12 protein-coding genes are annotated in these 24,064 nt (G+C 66.3%); 2 read left to right on the top strand and 10 right to left on the bottom strand.

What is annotated here, in order from left to right:
• Nucleotides 1–483: 483 nt before the first annotated feature.
• Nucleotides 484–4,500: an Eco57I restriction-modification methylase domain-containing protein gene (locus RM788_RS31020; RefSeq protein WP_315921653.1), complete on the top strand. Its 4,017-nt coding sequence runs from the start codon at nt 484–486 to the stop codon at nt 4,498–4,500.
• Between the two features lie 90 nt (nt 4,501–4,590).
• Here RM788_RS31020 and RM788_RS31025 read toward each other — a convergent pair whose 3' ends face one another.
• Entirely contained in the window at nt 4,591–5,766 is a 1,176-nt protein-coding gene (locus RM788_RS31025) for an ISAs1 family transposase (protein ID WP_315920713.1), read from the bottom strand.
• Between the two features lie 93 nt (nt 5,767–5,859).
• On the opposite strand from RM788_RS31025, the gene RM788_RS31030 reads away from it, so the two are divergent.
• Nucleotides 5,860–9,282: an SNF2-related protein gene (locus RM788_RS31030; protein ID WP_315921655.1), complete on the top strand. Its 3,423-nt coding sequence runs from the start codon at nt 5,860–5,862 to the stop codon at nt 9,280–9,282.
• A gap of 463 nt (nt 9,283–9,745) precedes the next feature.
• Here the strand turns inward: RM788_RS31030 and RM788_RS31035 are convergent, their stop codons facing one another.
• From RM788_RS31035 to RM788_RS31075, 9 genes are all read right to left on the bottom strand, one after another.
• Nucleotides 9,746–10,576, bottom strand: coding sequence for a transposase family protein (locus tag RM788_RS31035; protein WP_315921658.1), 831 nt, complete (start codon nt 10,574–10,576; stop codon nt 9,746–9,748).
• A gap of 323 nt (nt 10,577–10,899) precedes the next feature.
• Entirely contained in the window at nt 10,900–14,949 is a 4,050-nt protein-coding gene (locus RM788_RS31040) for a TIGR02680 family protein (protein ID WP_315921660.1), read from the bottom strand.
• A complete protein-coding gene (locus tag RM788_RS31045) occupies nt 14,946–16,175 on the bottom strand; it encodes a TIGR02678 family protein (protein WP_315921662.1) in 1,230 nt (409 codons plus the stop codon). Before RM788_RS31045 ends, RM788_RS31040 begins: the two co-directional genes overlap by 4 nt.
• A complete protein-coding gene (locus tag RM788_RS31050; protein ID WP_399345142.1) occupies nt 16,172–17,713 on the bottom strand; it encodes a TIGR02677 family protein in 1,542 nt (513 codons plus the stop codon). Before RM788_RS31050 ends, RM788_RS31045 begins: the two co-directional genes overlap by 4 nt.
• 37 nt (nt 17,714–17,750) lie before the next feature.
• Nucleotides 17,751–18,971 carry a TIGR02679 family protein gene (locus tag RM788_RS31055; RefSeq protein WP_315921666.1) on the bottom strand — a complete coding sequence of 407 codons (1,221 nt, stop codon included), beginning with the start codon at nt 18,969–18,971 and terminating at the stop codon, nt 17,751–17,753.
• A gap of 30 nt (nt 18,972–19,001) precedes the next feature.
• On the bottom strand, nt 19,002–20,300 hold the full coding sequence (locus RM788_RS31060) for a hypothetical protein (RefSeq protein WP_315921668.1): 1,299 nt from the start codon (nt 20,298–20,300) through the stop codon (nt 19,002–19,004).
• 136 nt (nt 20,301–20,436) lie between these two features.
• On the bottom strand, nt 20,437–21,594 hold the full coding sequence (locus RM788_RS31065) for a hypothetical protein (RefSeq protein WP_315921670.1): 1,158 nt from the start codon (nt 21,592–21,594) through the stop codon (nt 20,437–20,439).
• Entirely contained in the window at nt 21,591–21,953 is a 363-nt protein-coding gene (locus RM788_RS31070; protein ID WP_315921672.1) for a hypothetical protein, read from the bottom strand. The genes RM788_RS31065 and RM788_RS31070 overlap by 4 nt, the downstream gene beginning before the upstream one ends.
• 386 nt (nt 21,954–22,339) lie before the next feature.
• Complete coding sequence (locus tag RM788_RS31075) at nt 22,340–23,554, bottom strand: ISAs1 family transposase (RefSeq protein WP_315921674.1); 1,215 nt, start codon at nt 23,552–23,554, stop codon at nt 22,340–22,342.
• Nucleotides 23,555–24,064 lie beyond the last annotated feature (510 nt).

Consider the following 24,064-nt stretch of genomic DNA (forward strand, 5'->3'; position numbering starts at 1 on the left):
CCTGTTACTAAGCTCGGATAGCATGTCGATACGACCTGCTTAGGGTCATCCCAGGGTCGGCTGTCCAAGCATGTGTCAGGTCTATAGTGCAAAATCTTGGAATTTAGTATCCACCATTAGAGTGAAATTGACCCACTTGAATCAATTCCGGTGCGTAGCTGCGATTCGCGAGCTGAAGTAAGCGTATCCGAAAAGTTATCCAATGGTCCGTAACGTCCTGCGTGTTGTCTGCGAAGTGAAGTATTGAAGAGTGGTTCTGGGGGGCAAGATTTGTGGAAGAAGGGGTGAAGTAATGAGTGATTGATGTCGGGTTTGCGGGCTGCTGGTTTCATATGCATGCTTCCTGTGCGTCTTGGATAGTATGCGTTTCCGTAGAGCGATGCGAACCTGTTTAGGTCTAATAGAACCTGTATTGCCTTGCTGTCTCCGATCAGGAGCGGTCCTATTGGCGTGTCCGCGATAGACGACACGATAGGACAAGGCATGGCAGAGTTCACGATTGACGACTTCTTAGCCGACAGTGATGCGTCGAAGATCGACTGGATCCGTCCTGGCGGTGCGCCCAAATCCCTCCAGCCAGTTCGGATCAATATCGGCCGGGGCACCGACGCGCTCGAAGTCGTGCTCGCAACCTCGAAAAACGCGCCTCGGATGGATGATGTTCGACGACTTTGGTCGATGCGCTGGAACCGACGAGCGGCTCCGGTCCTGCTCGTTGTCGCTTACGTGAGGGCCGGTGGCTGGGAAGCGGCCATCTGCGGACCGACCGACCTCGCCGCCGTGACAGGACTCGATCTTCGGCAGATTGCGCGGATCTGCGCAGCAGCTCTCGAAGAGCCCAACCCATCAGCCGCGAAGCGGACTCTCCAACGTCTGCTGACCGGGCTCAAGGACCAGTTGATAGCCGGTCTGACGAACCAAGGCCTTTTCGCCTCGCACGAACTTCGTCACGGTGTTCCGACTCGCTCTGACTGGCAACAGGCTCGTACTGCTGGTCAAGCGCTTCTCAGTAAGACGGGGCTCGACCTGATTTCCGGGCTGGGGTACCAAGTCGCGGCGCATGGATCGGTTGCGCAGGTGCTGTCGGCAGGAGGAGCTAAACGAGCGGTAGCGGTCCTTCTCCATGAAGAGGACCTGTTCGATCGACCTGGTCAGCGATTTGGGACCGTCTCGCCCGTCATGCAGGGTTTGGCCATCGCGCAGGATCAAGGTCTGCCCTGGCTCATTGTCGTTCGAGGAACGCAACTGCGTCTCTACCCCGCCAAGCCCGATGTTGGCGTCGGTCGGAAGGGTCGATCCGAGACCTTCGTCGAACTCGACCTGGCCTTGCTGACCGAAGAGGACGCGGGCTACCTTCCTCTGCTGTTCGCGCCGTCCGCACTCGTTGACGACGGCACCGTCGTCGAGATACTCACCGCGTCAGTCGACCACGCCAGCGCACTTGGCACTCGTCTTCGCGAGCGCGTCTACGTCGATGTCGTGCCAGCGCTTGCCGTTGCTGTCGCCAGGGCGATGAAAGCTGACACCGGTTCGGAACTCGCCGAGGCTGAACTGCACGAGGCGTACCACCGGACGCTCATCATCCTGTTCCGTCTTCTCTTCGTCGCGTACGCCGAAGATCGTGGCCTGTTGCCTTACCAGCGCAACCCGCAGTACACGAAGAAAGCGCTCAAAAGCCTCGCTCGCGAGTTCACCGATGCCCCCGGTCTCGAGTTCGATGACCACTCACACGAGCGCTGGAACGACCTCCTGGCGGTGTGGCGCGCGGTGGATGACGGCAACACCGCCTGGGACGTGCCGGCCTACAACGGTGGCCTCTTCGCCAGTGATCGGGAACTTCACCCCTCGGGGAACGCCATCGACCGCATGCGGCTCACCGACGCAGAGATAGGACCTGTTCTCAAAGCGCTCGTCATCGATGTCAGCAGCGACGGTGATCCAGGCCCCGTGGACTTCCGCTCCCTGTCTGTTCGTGAGTTCGGCACCATCTACGAAGGACTGCTCGAATCCTCGCTCTCCGTGGCGCCCAGCAACCTCGCGATCGATCCCAAGACCAAGGCTTACCTGCCTGCCAAACCGGGTTACGACATTGTCGTACCAGCGGGGATGGTCTACTTCCACAACGCCTCTGGGGCTCGCAAAGCGACAGGTTCCTACTTTACAAAGGCGTTTGCGGTGGAACACCTTCTGGACAGCGCGCTCGAACCCGCGCTGGCCGACCACACAGCTGCAGTCGAAAAGCTTTTGACTGCGGGCGACGACGCGGGAGCCGCTGACAAGTTCTTCGACTTTCGGCTTGTCGACCTCGCCATGGGATCGGGGCACTTCCTCGTTGCCGCCATCGACCGGCTCGAGAACCGCTTCGCCAAGTTGCTCAGCGATCACCCTGTGCCTGCGGTGAACGACGAGCTGCTCCGCCTGTCGCAGGCGGCGGAGAAGGCGCTCGGCGAGGCTGGCGGGCAAGTAGAGATCGATATCTCCATGCTCCTGCGCCGCCAGATCGCCCGTCGCTGCGTTTACGGCCTCGATCTCAACCCGATGGCGGTCGAGTTGGCCAGGCTCGCCATCTGGATCCACACCTTTGTCCCAGGGCTTCCGATGTCTTCGCTGGACCACGGTCTCCGAGTGGGCAACAGCCTCACCGGAATGGGCACCGTGGATGAGGCGCTGACCGTCTTCGAACCCAAGGCGGCGGCAGGCCAGTACAGCCTCTTCAGTGAGCAGATCGTGGATGCGCTCGGAGTCGCGCGGGACCGCTTGGTCCGCGTCGCGCGCACAGCCGAGGCGACGAAGGCTGAGGCGCAGGAGGCATCCCGAGTGCACGCCGAGGCGATGCGAGAAGCCGCAGATGCCAAGGCACTGCTCGACGTCGCTGTCAGCGTTCGACTCGGGAAAGTCCCGTTGCCCACGGACGTCGACGAGGCACTGGCACTAGGTACTGCGGAAGTGACTGTTCAGGCCATTCAACGGTTGAGCGCGGTGCATCTGCCGTTCCTGTTCCCCGAGGTCTTCATGCGCGAGGCACCGGGTTTCGATGTCGTCCTCGGCAACCCGCCGTGGGAGAAGGTCCGCTGGGAGCCGGCTCCTTACTGGGTCGGTGTCAGTCCCGGCCTGATGGCACTTCCGGACAAGGCTCGCGAGGTAAAGATCGATGAGCTCCGTGCACTGCACCCGCTGGAGGCAGCTCACGAAGAGGCCGAGAGTGAGCACCGCGCCGAACTTCAGGAGTACTTCAAGCGTGGGTTCACCCTTCGAGGAGGAACCCACCTTGAACTGGCCCAGTTGATGCTGGAGCGCGCTTTGAAAGTGGTTCGGTCGAGCGGGCGCATCGGTCTCGTACTTCCGCGGCAGAGCATGGTCTTGGCCGGCTGGAAAAACCTCAGGAAGGCACTGGTGGAAAGATACGATCTTCGCCTCGTTCAGGCCCGGAATCATTCGGAGTGGATATTTGAAGATGTACATGCTTCATACGCTGTGGTATTTCTGGCGGCGGGGCCGTCGACCGGTGCTCCTGTCCAAGTTTGGGTCGCTTCTTCTCCTGGTGATATTCATTTAGCTACGGATAGCAATGCGATAAGTATGAGTAAGGAGAACATCAAGTCTTACTCGGAGACCGACGTCATTCCCTGGTTTGCCGACTCCTCTGACAGGGCGGTCTTCGACAAAATTCGCATATGTCCACGTTTGTCGGACGAAGCAGGGTGGATCACCGGACGTCACGATGCGAGGTGGGACTTTAGGGGTTCCGGGCCAGACCGTGCTTTGGTCACTCATGTGCAACCATCTGGCGCGTGGAAAATTCTGATGACCGCACACGTAGACGCTTACTCATTTGACACATCCGCCAAGTTCAAGCAATCAGTTCCGGACCCGGTGAAAGTTGTCGCCAAGGGGCGTGGCGTCATCGTGCACGACGGCGGGTTCGTCCTCGACGACACGCATCCCATGGTCATCGTGCGTCACCCAAGTCGAAGCGATGACACGCGCACCATGATCGCCACTGCTCTGCCCGAGCGGGAAATCCTGCATAACAAGGGTTATGTCCATGCTGTCGCGCATCGGCCTGGTACTTCTGCGGAGAACAAACTTGCACTGTTGGGATTGTTGAACACCAATACGCTTGACTGGTGGGCGCGGAGATTCGTCGATCGGCACGTGACGGCGCCCGTGGTCAACCAGCTTCCCCTGCCTGACTGGTCAGCCGATGAGATTGCCGCAGTGGCCGATAGGGTCGTGGTATTGCTTTCTCGGCGTCGTTACGGCCGCCTGGCAGGCGGCATCGACCTGGACGAACGCCTGCAACGCATCTCGGAAGACCTGATTAACTCCTCTGACGAGGACCTGCTTGCTGTGATCGAAGTCCTCGCGCTCAACGGCTATGGCTTGAACGCGGAGGATTTCGTCACCATCAAGAAGGACTTCACCGACAAGGGGCTTCCTCAACGGCATCTGGACCTGGTGCTGACGCATCACAAGACGTGGCATGCGAAGGCGGCCTGACTCATGACGAAGTCATCATCGGGCGCCCGTCCGGAGTTCGCAACAAACGACGATGCCAAGGGTTACCCAGGGCTGAGGCAAAGTCGTGTTTCAGCTGGCTGAGATCAACTTGATGGCTCGTTCGGGCCTTCTTCCCATATGACGTACGGCTTTGGCGATGTTGGTGTGGCCGGTCAGGCGTAGCAGGCTGATGGCGAGATTGCGCAGGCTGGCCATCATCCTGGGCCCGCCGCCGGTGCGTGCCCGAGAGGCATCTTCGCCCATCGTCACGTCGCGGACCCAGTGCAGCTTGTTCTCCACGTGCCAGTGCCCGCGGATGTAGCGGGCCAACTCGGCGGGCTGGGCCTGCGCGGCGGTCAGGGATGTCACCGCGTACACCGTCTCGCGGCTCGCGCGCCTGGTGCTGCCCTTGCGTTTACGGGTCCGCACTATCCGGACGGCCTGGGCGGCGTGCGGGAACAGGATCCCGGCGGCGACGGTGACGACCTTGTAGGTGCGGGTGACTACCCGGCCGTGGCCGGTGTCGGTCTCGCGGTACCCGATCGGCACGTCCTTCCACGGCAGGCCCGCCAACTGATCGCGCAACGCCTTCTGGTTGCCCTTCACGGTGATCACGTAGTGCGCGCCACGGCCGTGCAGGTACTCGGCATGCCCGCGTTGCGCGTGCAACGCGTCGGCGGTGACGACGAGACCGGTCACATCGACGATCGTGTCCAGAAGTGCTGCGAACATGGGGATCTCGTTGCTTTTCTCCGCGATCTCGACCTGGCCCACCGTGACCCCGCTGTCGTGGTCCAGGCACGCCATCACCATTCGCGCGCGCTGCTCGCCGTGACGGGAACCCCGCAGCGCCTTACCGTCGACCGCGATCGCGCGGCGCCGCCGCCTGCCCGGCGCCCCCATCCACGCTGCCTTGACACGCCCGGACAGCCAGACGCCGATCGCGGTGTCGAACCCGTCACCGGTCAATGCCGAGAGCGCCCGCCGGATCGTGGACGCGTTCGGTGCGCCGATCCCCATTCCGCTCAGCGTGTCCTCGGCCGCGTCCGCGGCCCATTCGGCGATCGCGGCGAACGACCGCGCACCGGAGACCACCGCGCACACCGACACGAACAGGATCGCCGCGAACCGATACCGCACACCCCGTTTCCTGCGTGGATCCGGCACCGACTCCAACACCTCGAGCAACCCGGTCCGCGCCTGCGGCGCCACCTCGCCCAGCGGGGCCAACTGGCGTGACAGGACAGTGATGGGAGACGATGACACGGCAGGCACGGCGGAGCTCCGAAGATCACGATGGCGTAGGAACCTTCATGATCGACGGTCCTGTCGTGCCTGCTCCGGACTACCCGATCTTCGGTGTGTCGCAACCCGAATCAGCAGGTCAAGCCACTGGTAGTCGACTTTGCCTCAGCCCTGAAGGGTTACCGGGTTGCCTCCGCGATCAACTCGCTCCTCTCCTACTTGCGTACGAAGTGGGTGTCCCCTCCCGCGCTGGCCATCGCGACCGCCTACTTCAACCCCGCCGGGTTCGGCTTGCTTGCCGATGAGCTGGAGAAGGTCGGACCGGTACGCCTGTTGCTGGGCGCAGAGCCGACGGACGTCGATCAACGTTCACGGGTGCGGCCTCTGGGGCGACGGCAGCGCCGCCGCGGTCCATCTCCTGAAGTGGTTCAAGCGTTGGAAGGGCATGCGCGATCGCTGGTGGAGGACCGCGACCTGCTCGGTTTCACCCTTGAGGCTGACATGGCCGCGCGCCGTCTGGTGAAGTGGCTCGATGACCATCCCAGTGTGGAGGTGCGCCGCTACGAGCAGGGGTTCTTGCACGGCAAGGCGTTCATCGTCGAGACGGACGCCACCGGCGTGATCGCCGGATCGAGCAACTTCACTTACGCCGGTTTGGCGAGGAACAACGAGTTGAACCTTGGACACTACCAGCCGTCCACCGTGAACCAGGTGATCGACTGGTTCGACGAGCAGTGGGGCAAGGCGACTTCCTACGATCTCGCTGGCTTGTACAAGGCGCGGTGGGAGCCCCACCAGCCTTGGGACGTCTACCTGCGGATGCTGCACGAGAACTACGGGGCAGACCTCGAGGACGCGACAGTGGGCTCAAAACTCGGTCTTACCGCGTTTCAGGCTGATGGAGTGTGGCGCGCCAAACGAATATTGGAGCGACGCAACGGTGTGCTGATCGCGGATGAAGTGGGCCTGGGCAAGACCTACCTGGCAGGTGAGTTGATCTACGAGGCGACCATGGTGCGCCGCCAGAAGGTGCTCATCATCTGTCCTGCCATGCTGCGCGACTCCACCTGGATCGGATTCCTGCGCCACCACAACCTCCGCGCGGACGTGCTGTCGTACGAGGAACTCGTGTCGAACATCGACACTGCAGGCAACCGCACATCAGCGCTTCAGGACCTCGACGAATACGCGATGGTTGTCATCGACGAGGCACACGCGTTCCGCAACGACACCACCAGACGAGCGGAAGCGCTGCACCGCATCGTCGACTCGCGGGTTCCCAAGGACTTGGTGCTGCTCACGGCGACCCCGGTGAACAACAGCCTTGAAGACCTCTACAGCTTGATCATGTACTTCGCCCGCAACGACTACGCGTTCGCCGATGTCGGCGTCCCGTCACTGCGGCAGTACTTCAACCGGGCGATCGCGACCGACCCCGACAGCCTGACCGCTCAGCACCTGTTCGACGTGCTCGACGCCACCGCTGTGCGGCGTACACGGCGGTTCGTCAAGAACCACTATCGAGGCGACACGATCCGGGTGAACGGTATTGAGCAGGAGGTCTCCTTCCCGACCTGCGAGGTGCGCCGCATCGACTACGACCTCGCGGGTGTCCTACCTGGCATGTTCGACGCGTTGGCGACATCACTGGGAGCCCACGTGACCGATGACGTCATGGCTGCGACCGTGGCCGCCGGTGTCATCCTCGCGGACATCGGCCAAGTCCTCACGATGGCGCGCTACGTGCCATCCCAGTTCCGGCTCGACGGCGGTGCCGAGCAATACGAGGCGCAGAACGCTGGCCTGCTGCGATCGGCATTGCTGAAGCGGTTCGAATCCTCCGCGCACGCCTTCCGTCGCACCGTGGAGAAGATGATCGAATCTCACGATCGATTCCTCCACGCCTTGGAAGCCGGCTACGTGCTCACAGGTGAGAACCTGCGCGACTTCGTCGCCATCGGTATGGAGGACACCGAAGACTTCTTCATTGGGCTCGAAGACGACGACGGAACGCTGGACGCGTCCAACTACGACGTCTCCGCTCTCTGCGGAGCCGTCGAAGCAGACCGGGGCATCCTCGCCTCCTTCCACGAACGGGTCCGCCACCTCGATCACACCACCGACCCCAAGATCGAACGACTCATCGGTGAACTCGCCACCATCGCAGCGGAGTCGAACGCGGAAGGCATCGGTGAAGAAGACACCCGGAACAAGCGGAAGGTACTGGTCTTCACCTACTTCGCCGACACCGCCGACTACATCCAAGCCGCCATTAAGGACGCCGTCATCACCGACGGCCGGCTTCAGGCCTATCGAGATCGATACGCCAGGATCTCCGGCTCCGACGGAGGCGATCGCACCGAGGTGATCAGCGGGTTTGCGCCCCGCACGGCCGGGTCTGGGAGCGAAGAAGACCTGTACGACCTGATCATCACCACGGACGTGCTTGCCGAGGGGGTGAACCTGCAACAAGCTCGGCACATCATCAACTACGACCTGCCATGGAACCCGATGAAGCTGGTTCAACGCCACGGCCGCATCGACCGCATCGGCTCCCTGCACAAGCGCGTGTTCATGCGCTGCTTCTTCCCCGACGAAGATCTCGACCGCCTGCTGGGTCTCGAAGAACGCCTCCAGCGGAAGTTGAAGCAAGCGGCAGCCGCCGTCGGCGTCGGCATAGTCCTGCCCGGCGTCGATCCGGTCGAGCGGTCGATAACCGAAACCCGCGAGATGATCGACAGGATCAAACGGGAAGAGGCCACGCTGTTCGAAGAAGGCGGTTCCGCGGCGCTGTCCGGAGAGGAATACCGTCGGCGGCTTGCCACGGACTTCAAGAACACCTCCACGAAGACACGGGTCACCGCGTTGCCTTGGGGAGCGGGCAGCGCCATGACTCGGCAGAACGCCGACCCCGCCCTCGTGTTCTGCGCTCGTGTCGGAGATCACGACAAGCCGTTCTACCGATACGTTCCCCTCAATAAAGACCTGACGATTCGCATCGTCAGAACTGCTGAAGGGGACCCGGTCGCGGAGATCATCCGGGACACCCTCGCGTGCTTGAACCAAGCCGACCCCGGTGATCCGACAACGCCTGCGGCCACGCTCACCGAGCAGATGTACCAAGCGGCGTTCGAGGCGTGGACCGTTGCGCGAGCTGACGTTCACCAAGACTGGTCTCTCCGCACGGACCCCGGAAGGCTGGCGCCGTCACTACCCAAGGTGATGAGGACAGCCGTCGAGTACGTCGAGAAGCACGGTGCATTTCTCGGCGACCGGCAGGACGATCTGGCTGCACGGCTCAAAGCGCCCTACACGACCAGGATCCAGCGGGTCGTCCGTGGTGCACTTCCCCCCGTCAATCTCGGCACACCACGAGAGATCGTCGAACGCATCGCCACGGTGGCCGACGAATACGGACTGAGCATCCCTGAACCTCCGGTCCCTCTGCCACCCGCAAACCTCGACGACATCTACCTGGTTTGTTGGATGGCAATCGTGCCGACGCCCGAGGCTGCATCGGATGCCAATGAAGTCTGAAAAGATCCATTCGAACCTTTGACAGGCGTGTGCTGCGTGTAAGACGTTCTCGTCCACGGTGGATCGTCGGCCAAATATCCTCTGGCTGGTCCCGTCGTTCAGATCTGGCTAGCTCGTGCTGGTCGACGGTTCACCGCTGGGTCAGGGAGTGGGTAGGCGGGATGCATCGTTTAGGCACTGCTGGGCCGCCCTCCTTGCAGAGCAGATCCCACGGATGGGTTAATTGTTCACACTGCGCTGGGAGGAGCGGATCTGGAGCAGCATGGGATGCTGAACTGCTCCGAAGCGGCCTCAACGGCGGCCAACCGAACAACGTGACGTGCAGGTTCCCTGTTTGACCTGGTCAGAGGTGTGTGGGTCCCGTTCTGGCAGAGTGGGGCTCTGCTTGTTGGCTGCACTTCGATGCAGTTGATATGCGTTGGCAGGTGTTGGGCGCAGTTCGTTGAGATGATCTCAGCGAGTTTCAGGTGAGTCGTCCATGTTCGAAATGAGTGAGGACGAGGGCGGCTTTGACGATGGCGCCGATCTTGCGAGGGCTGGTGGTGAAGTGCCGTAAGGCGCGCCAGCGGCCGGTCAGCGTCGCGAATCCGCGTTCACCCAGACAGCGCAGGCCACGCAGCAGGGCATTGTAGGTGCGCGTGTCGACATCAAGTACCTGCCCGCCTGCGGGCTGCTTGACCGGTGTGAACACTCCGATGCCCGCCCCGTCGTAGCCGTTGTCGGCCAGGGTGGGCAGGTCGAGTCGGGAGGCGGCCCAGTACAGGGCGCCCAGCACGTGTTCGCGGGCCGCGGTCAGGTCGTGCACCGAGCCGGGTTCGACATCGCTGATCCACAGCGGGAAACCGTTCGGCGCCATCAGGGCCTGGATGTTGCCGCCGTGCTCGTGTGCTTTGCCGGAGTACCACCGGTCGATCTGCTCGCCTTTCGCGCTGGTGGTCTTCTCGGCGAGGCGGTCGGTGGGAAAGATCTTGCCGTCGAGAACGACGTGGGCCAGTCCCTCGTTCTTGGCGTGTCGCAATGCTGCGTGCAGGTCCGGGGCTTGCTCGGCGAGCACGGTGATGATCTCGTCGAGGTAGCGGTAGCCGGTGGCGCGGGAGATGCCGTGATCTCGGGCCAGCGCGGTGATGTCGGTGTTCTGGCGGAACCAGCGCAGGCCCATGACGGCCTGCCCGTAGCAGGTCAGCGCTCTGGCGCCCTTCCGAGTGCCACGGTCGCGGCGTTGGGTGTGGAGCAGGCGGCCCAGGTACTGGGCGAGTTCGCGGGGCACGTCGAGTGTGGCACGATAGCTGATCACGGGGAGCTTTCTGACTGGGATTTGATCTTCGCAAATCCAGTCCTATCAGAAGCTCCCCGTCCTTCTGCTCTCAGGCTCTGTTGTGCCTCGGGTCGCATGGCCAAGCGTTCGGCTGACTCCGTCAGGCCTTCAACGTTGGTGAGATCACCTCGTTGGCGTTTAAAAAGAGAAGCTTGCTTTGTCTCTCTTGATTAAGTATGAGGGTTGGGGTTGATTTATTGCTGCTGATGGGACCGTCTGAGGAATTTTGTGTTCTGGTATGCGGCATGTATTGATTTTGATGGAAATCCAAGATCAGCCAAGCATCAGCCAGCATGAGCTTCTCAGTCGTTCCCCACTTCCTCGTCGTCGAGCACTTCGGTGCCGTTCCACACGAACCGGGTGGTGGTGACGGCGTCGTCTCCGTCTCCGCCGCCGATGAGCTGGTGGATCGCGATGCCGTCCAGTTCGCGGTAGGTGCACCATTCGTGGTCGGAGGTGAGGACCAGGTCGAGGTCCAGTGCGGACAGCAGTGCGAACACCTGGCCGCGGTTGACGCTGTCGACGCCGACGAAGACCTCGTCGAGCAGGATGACTCGCGGTGCTTGGGTGACCGCTTGGTAGTGGGCGGCCACGGCGGCGAACAGCGGTAGGTGCAAGGCGATTGCCTTCTCGCCGCCGGACAGGGCTCCGTGGAGTTTCTTGGTCAACGGCTGCCAGCCTGCGCCGTTCATGCGGTCGAGCTTCACCACGAAGCGGTGCCAGGCGGTGTAGTCGAACACCTGCCCCAGTTGCTGCTCCCAACCTGCGGCCGTCTCGTCGCTCTTGGCCTGCTCGACCCGTTCGCGGAAGAACCGGTGCAGCGACTCGCGATCGGCGTCGCTCAGCCGCACAGGGTCCTTGAGCAGGAGGTCGCGGGCCGCCTTCGTGCCGGCAGGCAGGTCGGGCGAGACCTCCCACACCAACTGCACCGCCACCTTGGACGCGGTGCGCACGCGCTCGAGGCGGGTGTTCATGCCGTCGACCAATTCGTGCGCCTGGCGGATGCGGGCGGCGAGGTGGCGGCGGGTGTCACCGGTGAGGGTTCGGTCGAACAGTTCGCGTTCCTGTGCGGTGATGTCCTCCCGGCTGCGCTCCGCGTCGGATCGCAGCCGGTCGAACAGCGCTGAAGCGCCGAGGCGGATCCCGTCCACCATCGCGGAGAACACCTGGACGTCCTCGTCGGAGTCGAGTTCCAGGTCGGCGCGACCGCCGAGCACCTCGCGGGAGGCGTGCACCTCCTCGGCCAACCGGTGAGCGGCGTCGCCGAGGTTCTTCGGGGTGTGAGGCAGCGTCGGCCACGTGGCCGCGACGGTCCGCGCCGCGTCGAGTGCCGCCCGGACGCCGCTGGACGTCGTGGGGGTCAGGTCGTCCAGACCGCTGTCCGCGGGCAAGCTGCCGTTCGCCAGGTGGCGGAAGCGGGTTGCTGCTTGGTCGCGGACCTCGGTGGCGCGGTCGCGGACCTCCGCGTCGGTGGCGCGTTGGCTGGTCAACTCACCGAGGCGCACGGCCAGGACGCTGATGTCCCTCCGGTTCTTGTTCGCCTCGACCTTGAGGTCGGTGAGGTCGACTCGCAGTTTGCCGAGTTCGTCGAGCACCTGCCGGTAGTCGACGCCGATGGTGCTCTCGACGGCGTCGAGTTCGCCGTCCAGTCCGTTGGCCACGGCTTCGGCGCTGTCGGCCTCGTCCTCCCGCTGCTCGGCGGCGAGTCGGGAGCGCTGAGCCTGCTCGGCCGTTCGACCGGCTTCACGACGAGCCGCGACCAGGGTGGCGTGCTCGTCGATCCACATGTCCGCGGCGCCCCGGAAGGCGTTCACGGCGGTTGCGACGGCGGTGAGCGCCGTTCGGTCCGTGGGGAGGCCGTGTTCGGCTGCCGTCGTGGTCAGGTCGCGCAGGGCGCGGTCCACACGCTGCTCGCGCTTTGACAGGGTGTCCAACGACCGCCGAACCACACCATCAGCTGTGGTGACCGCCGCCTCCGCCCTGTTCAGCGCCTCCAGCGCCGCGTTCGCGGCGGCGTGGCCCGGTCGAGCGTCCCGATCGGCCTGGACGGCTGATCTACGCGATGCCAGCGAGCGCAGCGCGGCGTTGTGCGTCTCGATCTGCTCGTCGCACGCGGTGATCCGCTCGCGCAGTTCGGTCGACCGGCGCTGCCGGGCCCGCTGCCTGGCGAGCGCGCCGATGTGCGCGGCCTCGTCCTTGTTCCAGGTGCCGCGCAGGTTGCCCATGCGCCAGCCGCCATCGGCGCCGATCGCTGCCGGGTGCCCCTCCGGTGGCTGCTCTCCGTAGGCCACGTCGCTCAGCAGGCGGCTGACGAGGCGGGCGGCCACGGGTGCGTCGAGTTCGGGCACGAGGACGTCGGTGAGCGATCGGCCCGGTGCCGCGGGCACGGCGTCGAGCACGGCGAACGTGTCGTGCCCGGTGATCGCGCCGTCGTGGCCGACCCAGGCGTCCAGCAGCCCCGACGCTTGGAGCGCTGCTTCGACCGACGCGCGGACGTCTTCGGGCACCGCGTCGGCGAAGCGGACCAGGCGCCACAGCGGCGCGCCGTTCAACGCCGTGCGGTCGGAGGTGCGGGTGTGCGGTGGACGGGGCGGCAAGTCCTGCTCGGCCAGCAGCCGCCGGACCTCCTCGCGCAGTGCGCCGCGTTCGTCCTCGGCGTCACCCAGCGCCCTTTCGGTCAGGGTCTCTTCCCTGGTGACGGCGTCCAGCACACGGCTCGCGACGTCGTCGACCTTGGTCAGCAGGGCGGTCTCCGCCACGGCGAGGTCCGCCAGTGCCCCGTGCTCGGGGAAGGTGAGTTCGCGGCAGTCCGCCGCCCAGGACAGGATGGCGGCCCGCAGCTCCGCGAGCGCTTCGTTGCGGCTGTCGCTCAGCTCGGCACGCCGTTCGGCCGCTTCCGCGAGCGCCTCCCTGGCCTCGTCGAGTGCCTGCTCCGCGTCCTCCCTGCTGGCGATCGCCTCTCCGTGTTCGGTCAACGCGGCGCGCACGGCCTCGACCTGTTCACCACGCGCCTGCACGGCGGCGCGCAGCAAGGCACGTGACCGTGAAGGGTCGGCGAGGGCTCGGATGATCTCGGCGTGCACCGAGGAGAGGCCGACGCGCGCGGCGGCGGTCGAGGCGATGTCGGCCAACTCGCCGGCGTTCTTGGTCCGTGCCTCCGCGTGCTGGGCGGCGGCGTTCGCGCTGTCCGCATCGGTCTGAGCGATCTTGCGGTGACTGGCCGCGTCGCCTCGCCTCGTGTCGGCCGTCGCACGGGCCTGGCGCACCTGGGTTCGCAGCCGGTCGAGCTGTTCACCCTGCCGGTACGCCTCGCTGCCGGTCAGGCCCTGGACTCGACCCTCGATCTTGACGATGTGCTGTTCCAGCAGTTCGTCGCGTGCTTCGGCTTCTTCCTTGCGCCGCACCGCGCGGTGGTGCTCCTCCTCCGAGAGCTTCGCGGTCTCCGCCAGGTTGCCGAGTTCGGTCGTCGCGGAGATCAGCTTCGCAGCGGCGGCGCGCAGCACGCGCTGGGCGTACGCGCGTTGCCTGGTCCTGAGGCGCTGCGCGGCCTCCACCTCCGCGTCCAAGCGGTTGAGCTGTTCACGCTGGCGGTCCAGGCGCTCGAATCCCTCGGCCAGGTCGCTGATCTCCGCGTCTCCCAGTGGCGGTAGCGCCTTGGACAGCAGCGTGGACAGCAGAGCGGGGTCGAGCCGTTGCGAGAGCTTCGGCGTGCGGAGCTGGAGCAGGGCCGTGATGAGCGCCTCGAAGCGCTGCTCGCTCAACCCGTGGAACAGGGTCGAGCGCACGGTGGTGCGGTAGTCCGCGGCGTTCTGGTGGAGCACACCGTGCTCGCCGAGCGCGGCTTCCAGCGCTTTGGCCGTGAGGGGTGCGCCGTTCGGGTCGGTGAGCGAGAGGCCGTCCGGCACATCGATGCGCAGGTCGGTGGTGAAGTAGTCCGGGTGCACGGTGGTGGTGTGCTTGGTCGCGGCCAACCGCGCACCGCAGGTGAACCACCTGTCCGGTGAGCCGTCCGCCGTGGGGAGGCGGAACTCCAGCCACACGTACCCGACCCTGGTGGTGCCGGTCGTGCCTTCTCCCATCAGGTTCCAGTGCATGGTGCGTTCGGACGTGCCGAACGTGGAGAGCCGGTTGGCGCGCAGGTTCGCGTCGAACAGGAAGGGCAGGAGCAGTTCCAGCGCCTTCGACTTGCCGGTGCCGTTGGGGCCGCGCAGCAGCAGCCGTCCTTTGTGGAACCGGAAGACCTCGTCGTAGTAGCGCCACACGTTCAGGATCCCGGCGCGTTCCGGCGTCCACCTGGCTACCGCCTCGGGTTCGGCGACGGCGGCGGTGCGTGGTAGTTCGGTCACCGTCATGGCTCGTCCTCGACGTGGTCGGTGCTGGTTCGGGTCACCGCGTAGCGGGCGGCGGCGGGACGGGCTCGCACGATTCCGCCGTCGGCCCGGACGAGGCCGAAAGCGCTGAGCACGTCCAGCGCGTCGGCGACCAGTCGGGCGGAACCGTGCTCGGCGCGATAACCCTTGGCCCACTTGGGGAAGCGGCTCAGCAGTGCGTCGGCCTCGGCGTGCAGCTGCTCGACGGCGACCGGTCCCGGCGCGGACGCGATCCCGTCCAGGAGCAGCAGGGCGGCGACCTTGGCGTTGCCGGAGTCGTCGGGGAACCGGCTATCCGTGGCCAAGCCATCCGGGTCGATCAGCATGACGCCTTCTGCGCGTTCCTCCACCAGGAAGCCCGCCTGGTCGGCGGCCCGCCGCAGGAGTTGCCCGCCTGTCAGTGACTCCAGGTAGGCGAGTTCCGCGGGCGGCAGCTCGTCGCGGTGCACGACCGGGTTCTCGACCAGCTTGCGGAACACCGAGTGCCGCAGCCGGAGGTTGCGCCGCACATCGGACACCTGGTCGTCGTCGCCGTAGCGCCCTTCGTGGGACAGCCTGGTCAGCAACTCCGGGAAGCGCAGCGGGAGCTCTTCCGCTGGGACCGCCACCTGCGAGGCGCCGACCGGTGCCGCGGGCAGGCGCATGAGCAGTGTCGCGTCCACCCGGTAGAGGACCTTCGCCGCGGCGGAGTCCACGAACGCGTCGGTGGTGCCGTCCACCACCTCGACGGCCCCGAGAGACTCCAGCAGGCGTAGCGCGTCCACGAACGCCATCCGCTCGGCGCGGCTGGACGTGTCGAACGGCGGCAGCGCCGGGTCCGCGGCCGACGCCTGGACGACGCGGTCGGCCAACAGCCCGATGGTGGTCACCGGGATGCCCAGCAGTTCGGCGGCCACCACGCACAGCAGGGTGTAGCGGCGGCGGTCGAACGGGGCACGGCCCGTGCGGTGGCGCCGTGCCGGGCGGGTGGGGTCGGTGGCGACCCCGACCTTGGCCAACCGCGCGTACCCCAGGCGTGGTTCGACCACGAGCGTCCACCCGCAGTAGTAGTCGAACCACTTCTCGACCGGGTCCCGCCGCTTGCGCACGAGGTCGAAGGTCTCCGGAGTGGTCCTGGCGCTGATCAGCGGCTCCGCCAGGAGCAGGCGGATCGCCCGCGCGACCTCTTCGCGTTCGGCGATGACCAGCTGGTTCGCCAGGTTGCTCATCCGGCCGCACCCCCTCCGGCCGCACGTCGCGGTCGTGCACCCGGCGTACGGATCTCGACGTCGTAGTCCAAGCTGGTGAACGTCCCGCGCGGCGTCTGGATCACCGCCTGCTCCCGGTGCTCCTCCGGCGGGGTCAGCAGGATCTCCACCCGCCCGTCGCCCGTGGTGGACCGGTGGACGCCGTGCTGGTCCGGTGCTGTGCCGAGGGCCCGTCCGAGCAGGTCCAGCAGCCGTTCGAGCACCTCGTGCTCCAGGTGTGCGAACCGGGAGATCCGGATGCCGCCACCGGTGTCCAGCCGATCCCAGGCGGCGTTCAGCGCGGCGCGCTCCGCACGAGCCCGTTCGGCGCGCACCGCCTTGACCTCTGCCACGTCGCGCACCCGCCCGGTGCGGCTGAACCGTTCGGTCCGGCCCGCGCTGCGCAGGAGCGCGGACACCTCCACGGGCGGTGCGTCGACCCACCTGGCCGACGAGCTGACCAGTTCCGGGTCCGCATGCCCGAGGTGCGCGTGCCGGGCGGACCCGAGGCCGAAAGCGGTGGACCACAAGAGGTGCAGATCGTCTTCCGACGGCGCCGCGGCGAACCAGCGGGCCAGCTCGCGAAAGTCGGCCGCCGCGCTGGTCGATCGGCGTCGGGACTCGGTGATCCGGTCCAGGACCTGCAACAACGCGATGATCGCCCGCCTGGCGACCGCGAACAGCTGCTCCGCGCGGGGCGTGCTGCCGTCCACCGGTAGGAACCACGCCCGCAACCCTTCCCACCTGGCCCGGCGCAGTTCCAGCCACGCCAAGTCCGTGCCCTCGCCCGCGGTGGGCGGGAGTTCGGCGCCGATCAGCGCCCGGTGGTGCAGGAGGGCGATCCCGTGGCCCTCGACCAAGGCGATCCGGTTGGCGATCGCGTGCGTCCGCTGCTCCAGGTTCGTGGTGAACTCCTGGAGGTAGGCCACGGTCGCAGCCTTGACCTCGCGGAAGGTGTCCTGGTCGGCGCCCTCGGCGCGCAGCAGGCGTTGGAGTTCGCCGTTGAACTGCTTGGTGTTGCCCCGCAGCGCCTCCAAGTGCCCTTCCAGTTCGACCAGCGCGCTGAAGACCCGGCGATCCGGTGCGGCGGGATCACCCAGGTTCGCGGCCAGTTCCCCGAGCCGGTCCGCGATGGCGTCGAGCACAGCAGTCTGGAGCGCCCCGGTGGAGGCCAGCACGCCCATGGCGTGCGCCACCCCGGCCAGAGCGGCCTCACCTTGCTTGGTCAGCGAGTACTGGACGTTGCGCCGCTCGTACTCGTCGGCCGTCCGGTAGTTCTCGGCGTGGTTCTGGGTGACGTCGAGCAGCCGCCAGCCGCGCAGGCTTGCCAGCGCTTCGGTGAGGTCCTTGTCGTCCACCGGATCGAGCCACCCGATCGAGCGAAGCCTCGCCCGCACGTCGTCCAATCCCAGAGCGGTCTCCAACCGCTCATTGGCCTCACCGAACGCGTGCAGGATCGCGACGTACAGCTCAGCTCGCTCGCCCGTGGTGAACCGGAACATCTCCGGGGGCACGCGCATGGCCGCCAAGGCCCCCTCCTCCCGTCGGTCGAGCACGCTACGGCAGACCACCGACAACCCGTCCGCATTCTTCGAGCTGGTCCAGCAGCCGAGCGGTGACCCGCTCCTCCGAAACCGCTGACCCGTGCTCGCGCATCACGTCCGCCAGCCGGCTGTCCCAGGGCGCTTCGGTGACCCTCCCCACGGGCGTGCCGCCGCCCAAGGCCCGCAGGTAGTCGTCGGTGGCCATGCGCCACGGTTCGGCGCCGGTGCGCGCCGCCACGTGCGCGGCGATCCGCACGCCCTCGCCGTCGAAGTCGCCGTGGTAGTGCAGAGCGGACCCCGCCGCGGCCAGCCCGCGCAGCAGTGCGATCACCGCGCTGTTGGGCCAACCCGACGCGCACACGACCGGAGGGCACGAGGTCCCGAACCGCGTGACCGCCACCGCGAGCACGCTCGGGTTCTCGAACACCCACACGTCCCGCGGCACCCCGGTGAACGACGTGGCCCGGACCTGCGCCAACGTCAGGGCCGCGACGTGCCCCTCATCCGCGCACACCCGCAGCACCCGACCGCCGACACCGCTCAACCGCAGCCCGGCGGCCAGGACGACCGACGACAGCTCGTCCTCGACCACCCCGGCGCTCTCCCACAGCGCACGCCGCTCCTGCGCGTCCTGTGGCAACTCCACGGCGTGGAGCACCGCCAGCGCCCGCAGGACCAGCCCGGCGCACCGCGTTCCCTCGTCCAGGGCGTGCGGGTCACCGAGCACGTCTTCCGCCAACACCGGCAGCGGCACACCTGTCGCGGGCAGAGCGCCGAACACCCGAAGGGCGCGGTCGAGTTCCTTCCTGGTGCGCTCGGCGGAACCACCGATGAGCCCAGCTCGCCGAACGGCGTCCACCCACTCCCGCAACACCGGCTGGGCCGCCACCACAGGGTGTCCGGCCAGCCACTCCCACAGCTCGGACCGCTCAGCCGCCCCCGTTGCCCGCCGCGCCGCCCGGTCGTCCAGAGGGCCCAGGAGGGACGTCACCACTTCACGCACTCCCGCGCCCACAGAGGCCGAGAGCAGTTCTTCGAGCATGGCCACCGACACCGTCGCGTACTCGCCCGGCAGGCGGTCGGCTCCCAGCAGGTCGGCCACAGCAGACCGCTGCTCCTCGTCGAGGGGGCCGACCTTGACCCGGCTGACCTGCCGTCCTGAGGACATCCGGTCGTGCACGGCCTTCCACAACGGCATCAGGGCAGGCGATCCGAGTCGGTCCAACGCGCGCACGACCTCAAGCTTGGCAGAGCCGGTCGTCGATCAGCGCTCCGGCACGACGTGGCCCAACCTCAGGAGGGCTTTGCGGAACTTCAGCTCCTGATCCGGGCGGACGGCGAGGTGGCGGTCGCCGATCGGGCGGCACAGCCCGCGCAGAGCGCGGTCGTGGGTGATCAACGCGGCGAGCGCGGGGTCGGCGCATTCGATGAGGCGGACTTGGCCGAGATCGGTGAGCTGGGTGCTCCGCCGGTTGACGTCCTCGACCAGGACGCGAAACGCGTCGGGCAGGTCGTGTTCGGTCCGTTCGGTCAAGAAGTCGGCGAACTCGCGGAGAGCTCGGCCGTTGCCGAGCGCGGAGAGCAGGCCGGCGGCCGACACCGCCCAGACGCGGTCCGCGGTTTGCTCCGCCCAGGCGGACAGGACGAGCCGGTCCGCGGCAGTGACATCCCCTGTGGCGACGATGTCGAGGTTGGTCAGCACCTTGAGCGGCCGGGAACCGGTCACCGGGGGCTGATAGGTGTCGACCAGACCGAGGGCGTAGGCGCCCAAGGCGGTGAGCCTGATCTCCTGGAGGCCGTCGTAGCGGCTCAGCGCGTCCAGGCCGTCGGCGCCCCAGTTGTCGCGGAAGTCGTAGCGCGCCTCGGCAGCAGGGGTGTACTTGAGGTCGACCAGGCCCAAGGTGCCCGCGTACTCGAACAACACGGCCAGGGTGTAGCGGCCTTCGAGCAGTTCCCACTCGTGGTAGCCCTCGTAGCCGAGACTGCCGTACTCCGGGTCGACGAGGTAGAGCTTCCACAACGCCCTGTCGGAGCGGACGACGGTGGGGCTCATGTTGCCGTGCCGCATCCTGGTGAACAGGACGCCCACGTCCAGCCAGTCACCTTCAGGACAGGTGGCCAACGCCGTGGCGACCATCCGTCGTCGGGTCTTGGCCGAGGTGAGCACGTTGGGAGCGTGCTGGCCCTTGATCTGCTCGATCCGGCTGAACTCGTCGATGACCGCGTGGGTGAGCCAGCGTCGCCACAGGTGCCGGATGTTTTCCGCGGATGGTTTCCCCAGTACCGAGCGGCCTTTCGGGGTCAGTCGGAGGCGGGTGCCGTCGAGCGCGGCGAAGCCACCGGCTTGCAGCAGCAACGGCCACGCGAACGCGGCGATGGGCTCCTCGGCGTAGAAGTCGCACTGTGCGAGGTGCGCACCGATGGTGCGGATGGTCGCGGCGGACGGGCGGCTGGTCTTGTCGCTGCACTTCACCTCCCCGGCCGCGCACAGTTCGAGCACGGTACGCAGGTTGGCGAAAGCCTCCTGCTCGGTGAGCCTTGCCAGCTCCGGAGAGGAATCCACCCGGTTCACGTTCCCCTCGCCCGGTGGAGGATCGGGCGCGGCCGGTTCCGAACGGTTCACGCGGTCAGGTTTCCACATCCGCCGGAAGACTTGTGGGCGACCTGCACCTCCGGTGCGCGTGGTGCCAGGTCGGTGGTCACAGGTTCACGCGTGCCAGACGGGCGATGAGGCTGGGCTTGTTCTTGTGCGCTAGTCGGAGGGCAGCGTGGCGCCGGGCGAACTCGTCCGGGCGCTCTTCGCGGTCGGCCAGGGCTCGCAGGTCGACGAGGAGAGCGATGGCGGCGTCGTAGTCGGCGGGTTTGCGGGTGGCGATCAGGGCGTCGACGCGCGTCCAGGCGACTTGTCGATCTTGTGCCAGTCCGTCCAGCCGCCGCTCGCGGGCGAGGGTTCTGTCGCGCTCACGGCGGGCTTCCTCCTCGGTGCGCTCGGCCTGTTCCCGCTGCTGTCGTCCGGCGCGCCTGCGCGCCGTCTCGTCCAAGAGGTCGCTCACGGTGCGCCGCGGGGGTGTTGCGAGCGGGGTGGTGCGGTCGTGGAATCGACGCAGCAGCTCCATCCGCACGGTCGCCGCCTGATCCTGGACGACGCGCTGCAGCAGGCGGTCCTTCTCGGTGCCGGGCAGCGCCGTCAGCCAGGCCGCCAGCTGGTCCGGGACGTCGGTGGTCCCGTCGAGCGGTGGGCTCGCCTCGGCTGCGACCGCGAGCAGGTCGTCGTCGAGGCGGAGGAAGTCGGCCAAGGCGCGCTGTGCCGCGGTGAGTGCGCGCAATCCAGCGGGCACGGGTGGTTCCGGCTCGTCGTCCGTGTCGCGGTCAAACGCTTCCTCGTCGCGTTCCCAGGTGCCGTACCCGGCCAGCCACGCCAGGTACAGCGCACGGTGGTCACCGGCGGCGAGTTCGTTCCGCACGCCGACGATGGCGGACAGCGCCCCCTGCGGCTCGTAGTCCCAGTCACCGGTCTCGTCGTGGTTGTGCAGGTCGAGGACGAGGTGGGTATCTGTCGTCCAGGCTTCGATCTGCTCGTCGACGAGGTAGGGCTCGACCGCGTCCAGGTCGAGCAGACCGCGCGGCAGACGCAGCAGGAGGCGTCGGGTGCCCCAGTTGGCGAGGTAGAGGTGCGCGTCGTAGTGGCGTTCCACCAATCGGCTGGGGTCGCCTCGAAAGTCGCCCCACTCGTACTCGTTGACGAAGCTGGTGGCGGTGATCCGTGCGCGGGTGGACAGGGCGCGGACCTCAGCCTGCGCTTTCGTGTTGAGCGGCTGGTCCAGCGCGACGAATTCGTAGTACTGGTACTCGCTCAACGCCCGTTCCGCTTCCCGGTCTCGGTGAGCGGTGTGGCGCGGAAGCCCGAGTCTTCTCCCAAGTGGATGAACAGGTGCCCGGTGAGCGTGCCGTTCTCGGCGAGGACAGCCCAGCCGCGCCCGCTGGCCGGGTCCATCTCGTCGTTGCCTTCCCAGGTGAACTCGACGAAGGGCTGGCCATCGCGCTTGCTCCAGCGGCAGTCCATCCACCCGTTGACGGCGATGAACCCGAACTCACCGGTCCCGTCGCGCGTGAATGTGATGAACCCTGGCTCGACGAGGTCGATTGCGTCCTGATCCCACTGGTCCATCTCCACGATCCGCCAACGACCGGTCGTACGCCCCGCGAGCTTCGCCACTCGTCATCCTCTCGGATCTGAGTTGATCCGGACAGGACGAATTGCATTCCGTCCGGCCGGGTGGAGGTAAAGGGTAGTACCGAGCCGTGGACGGCGACCGAGCAGCTGTGCAGCGGGCGAACAGGGCCTGTGGGCGACGACAGCGCCGTGGTGTGCGCGAGGCGAGTGGTTGACCGCGGAACCATGGGAGGCGAGCCGAGCTTCGCACCGCGCGTGGGAACGCGTGTTCGACGGTTGAGCTCGACCTCCATCCCTCTTCATGCTGTGGTGCGTGGAGCAGATCTGGAGCAGGCGGCGGAGTTGAACGAAGCGCGACGGTTTCGAACAGTGGTGAACTGCGCCGGCTGACGTGGCGGTTCTTTGTTCGCGCTGGTCAGGGGGCAGGGTCATTGCGTTGTGGGGTGACTGCTGGTCACGGCTGTGATGAGGTCGTGTGAGCGGCGGTTGGCGCGTCGAAGGGCTCGAGCGATGTTGGTGTCGCCGTTGGCGCGGTGCCAGCCGATCGCGGTATTACGCAGGGTTGCGATGACGGCGGGTCCGGTGCCGGTCCGGGCTTGGTGTGCGTCTTCACGGAATGTCACGTCGCGGACGTGATGGACCTGGTTCTCGATGAGCCATTCCTGGCGTGCCCAGGTTTGCAGGTCGGCGGGCAGGGCTTGGCCGGTGGGCAGGGACACGGTGAGATAGGCGGTTTCTCGGCTGGTCTTGCCGGTGGCGAGGGCGGTGCGGGTTCGGGTGATCCGGACGGCCTGACGGGCGTGCGGGAAGGCGATGCCGCCGGGTGTGTTCAGGGTGGCGGTCTTGATCGTGCGGGTCTCGGATCGGCCGTGACCGCGGTCGCGGGTGCGGTGCCCGGCGGGGATCTGTGGCCAGGGCAGGGTTTTGAGCTGGGCGAGCAGTGTGGGCTGGTTTCCTTTGACCGTGGTCATCAGGTGGGCGCCGCGGGCGGCGACCTTCTCGGCGTGACCGGTCTGGGTGTGTAGGGCGTCGGCGACGAACAGGATCCCGGCCAGGGTTCCCAAGAGGTGTTCGACGGCGTCGAGCAGCGGGCCGAAAGCGGGGATCTCGTTGGACTTCGCGTCGATCGTGACCTGGGCCAGGACGATGCCGGTGCTGGTGTCCAACGCGGAGAGCAGATGGACTTGGCGGCCGTTGTCGCGGCGGGCTCCGCGGAGGGTTTTTCCGTCCACGGCGATGACCCGGCGGTACTGCTGTTGGACCGGGCTTGGTGGGGTGGTGCGGTGGTGCAGCCAGCCGGCGAGGACGCCGGCCAGTTGATCGGCGTCCAGGCGTGTCAGTAGTCGCCACATCGTTGTCGGGGCGGGTATCCGGTCGAAGCCGAGTCGGTCACGGGCGTGGTCGTCGAGATCGTGCAGCCAGTCGGTGATCGCCGCGAATGACGACGCCCCGGCCAGGACCGCGCAGACCGCGACGGCAAGCAGTGCCGACAGTGGGTAACGGATCCCGCGCGGGTCACGTGGATCGGAAACCTTGGACAAGGCGTGCAGCAGGCCGTGCTGTTCACCGTCGGTGACCGGGGCTGCGGGGATGCTGCTGGTGGGGGTGGTGACGGTCAGTGCGGTGATGAGAGATGATGCCATCGGCGGGTGAGGTCCTCGGGAAGTTGTGAAGCGTCGAGAACTCCATGATCACCGATGTGGTCTCACCTGCCCCTTCCGCTTCCACAAGGCTCACTCATGCCAGGTGTTCCCTGGTCAGCGGCGCACCACGCGACTACGCAATCGCCCTGGGTCAGGGGGCTTGTTGAACAGCACTGGCAGTGTGAGGGCCAGGGGTTCGAGTCCCCTCAGCTTCACAACGTTATATGCAATACACATCACCCGCTGACCTGGGGTTATCCGGTCAGCGGGTGATCTCGTTTTGTGTCTACTGTGGACTGCGGATCCGAAGCTGGAGCACGGCCCGGAATGACCCGGAACAGGGTCGACCGCATTGCTCCAGAACCGTTCACCGTGTCGGGTTTTCCATCGTCGTGATTCTTCGCGCCCCGCTACCGCGACCATGCTCTTGGGTGCCGGATCCCGTTGTCAGCATGGCTGTACCGCGCTGCTGGCCGCGGCGACCGAAGTTGCCGCGGCGATGCAGGTGAT

The organism is Umezawaea sp. Da 62-37, assembly GCF_032460545.1.
GTDB lineage: Bacteria > Actinomycetota > Actinomycetes > Mycobacteriales > Pseudonocardiaceae > Umezawaea.

Bases quoted from the DNA above. Each gene is read 5' to 3' on its own strand.
- RM788_RS31020 (WP_315921653.1), top strand. From the start codon at position 484: ATGGCAGAGTTCACGATTGACGACTTCTTAGCCGACAGTGATGCGTCG.
- RM788_RS31040 (WP_315921660.1), bottom strand. From the start codon at position 14,949: ATGACGGTGACCGAACTACCACGCACCGCCGCCGTCGCCGAACCCGAG.
- RM788_RS31045 (WP_315921662.1), bottom strand. From the start codon at position 16,175: ATGAGCAACCTGGCGAACCAGCTGGTCATCGCCGAACGCGAAGAGGTC.
- RM788_RS31050 (WP_399345142.1), bottom strand. From the start codon at position 17,713: ATGCGCGTGCCCCCGGAGATGTTCCGGTTCACCACGGGCGAGCGAGCT.
- RM788_RS31075 (WP_315921674.1), bottom strand. From the start codon at position 23,554: ATGGCATCATCTCTCATCACCGCACTGACCGTCACCACCCCCACCAGC.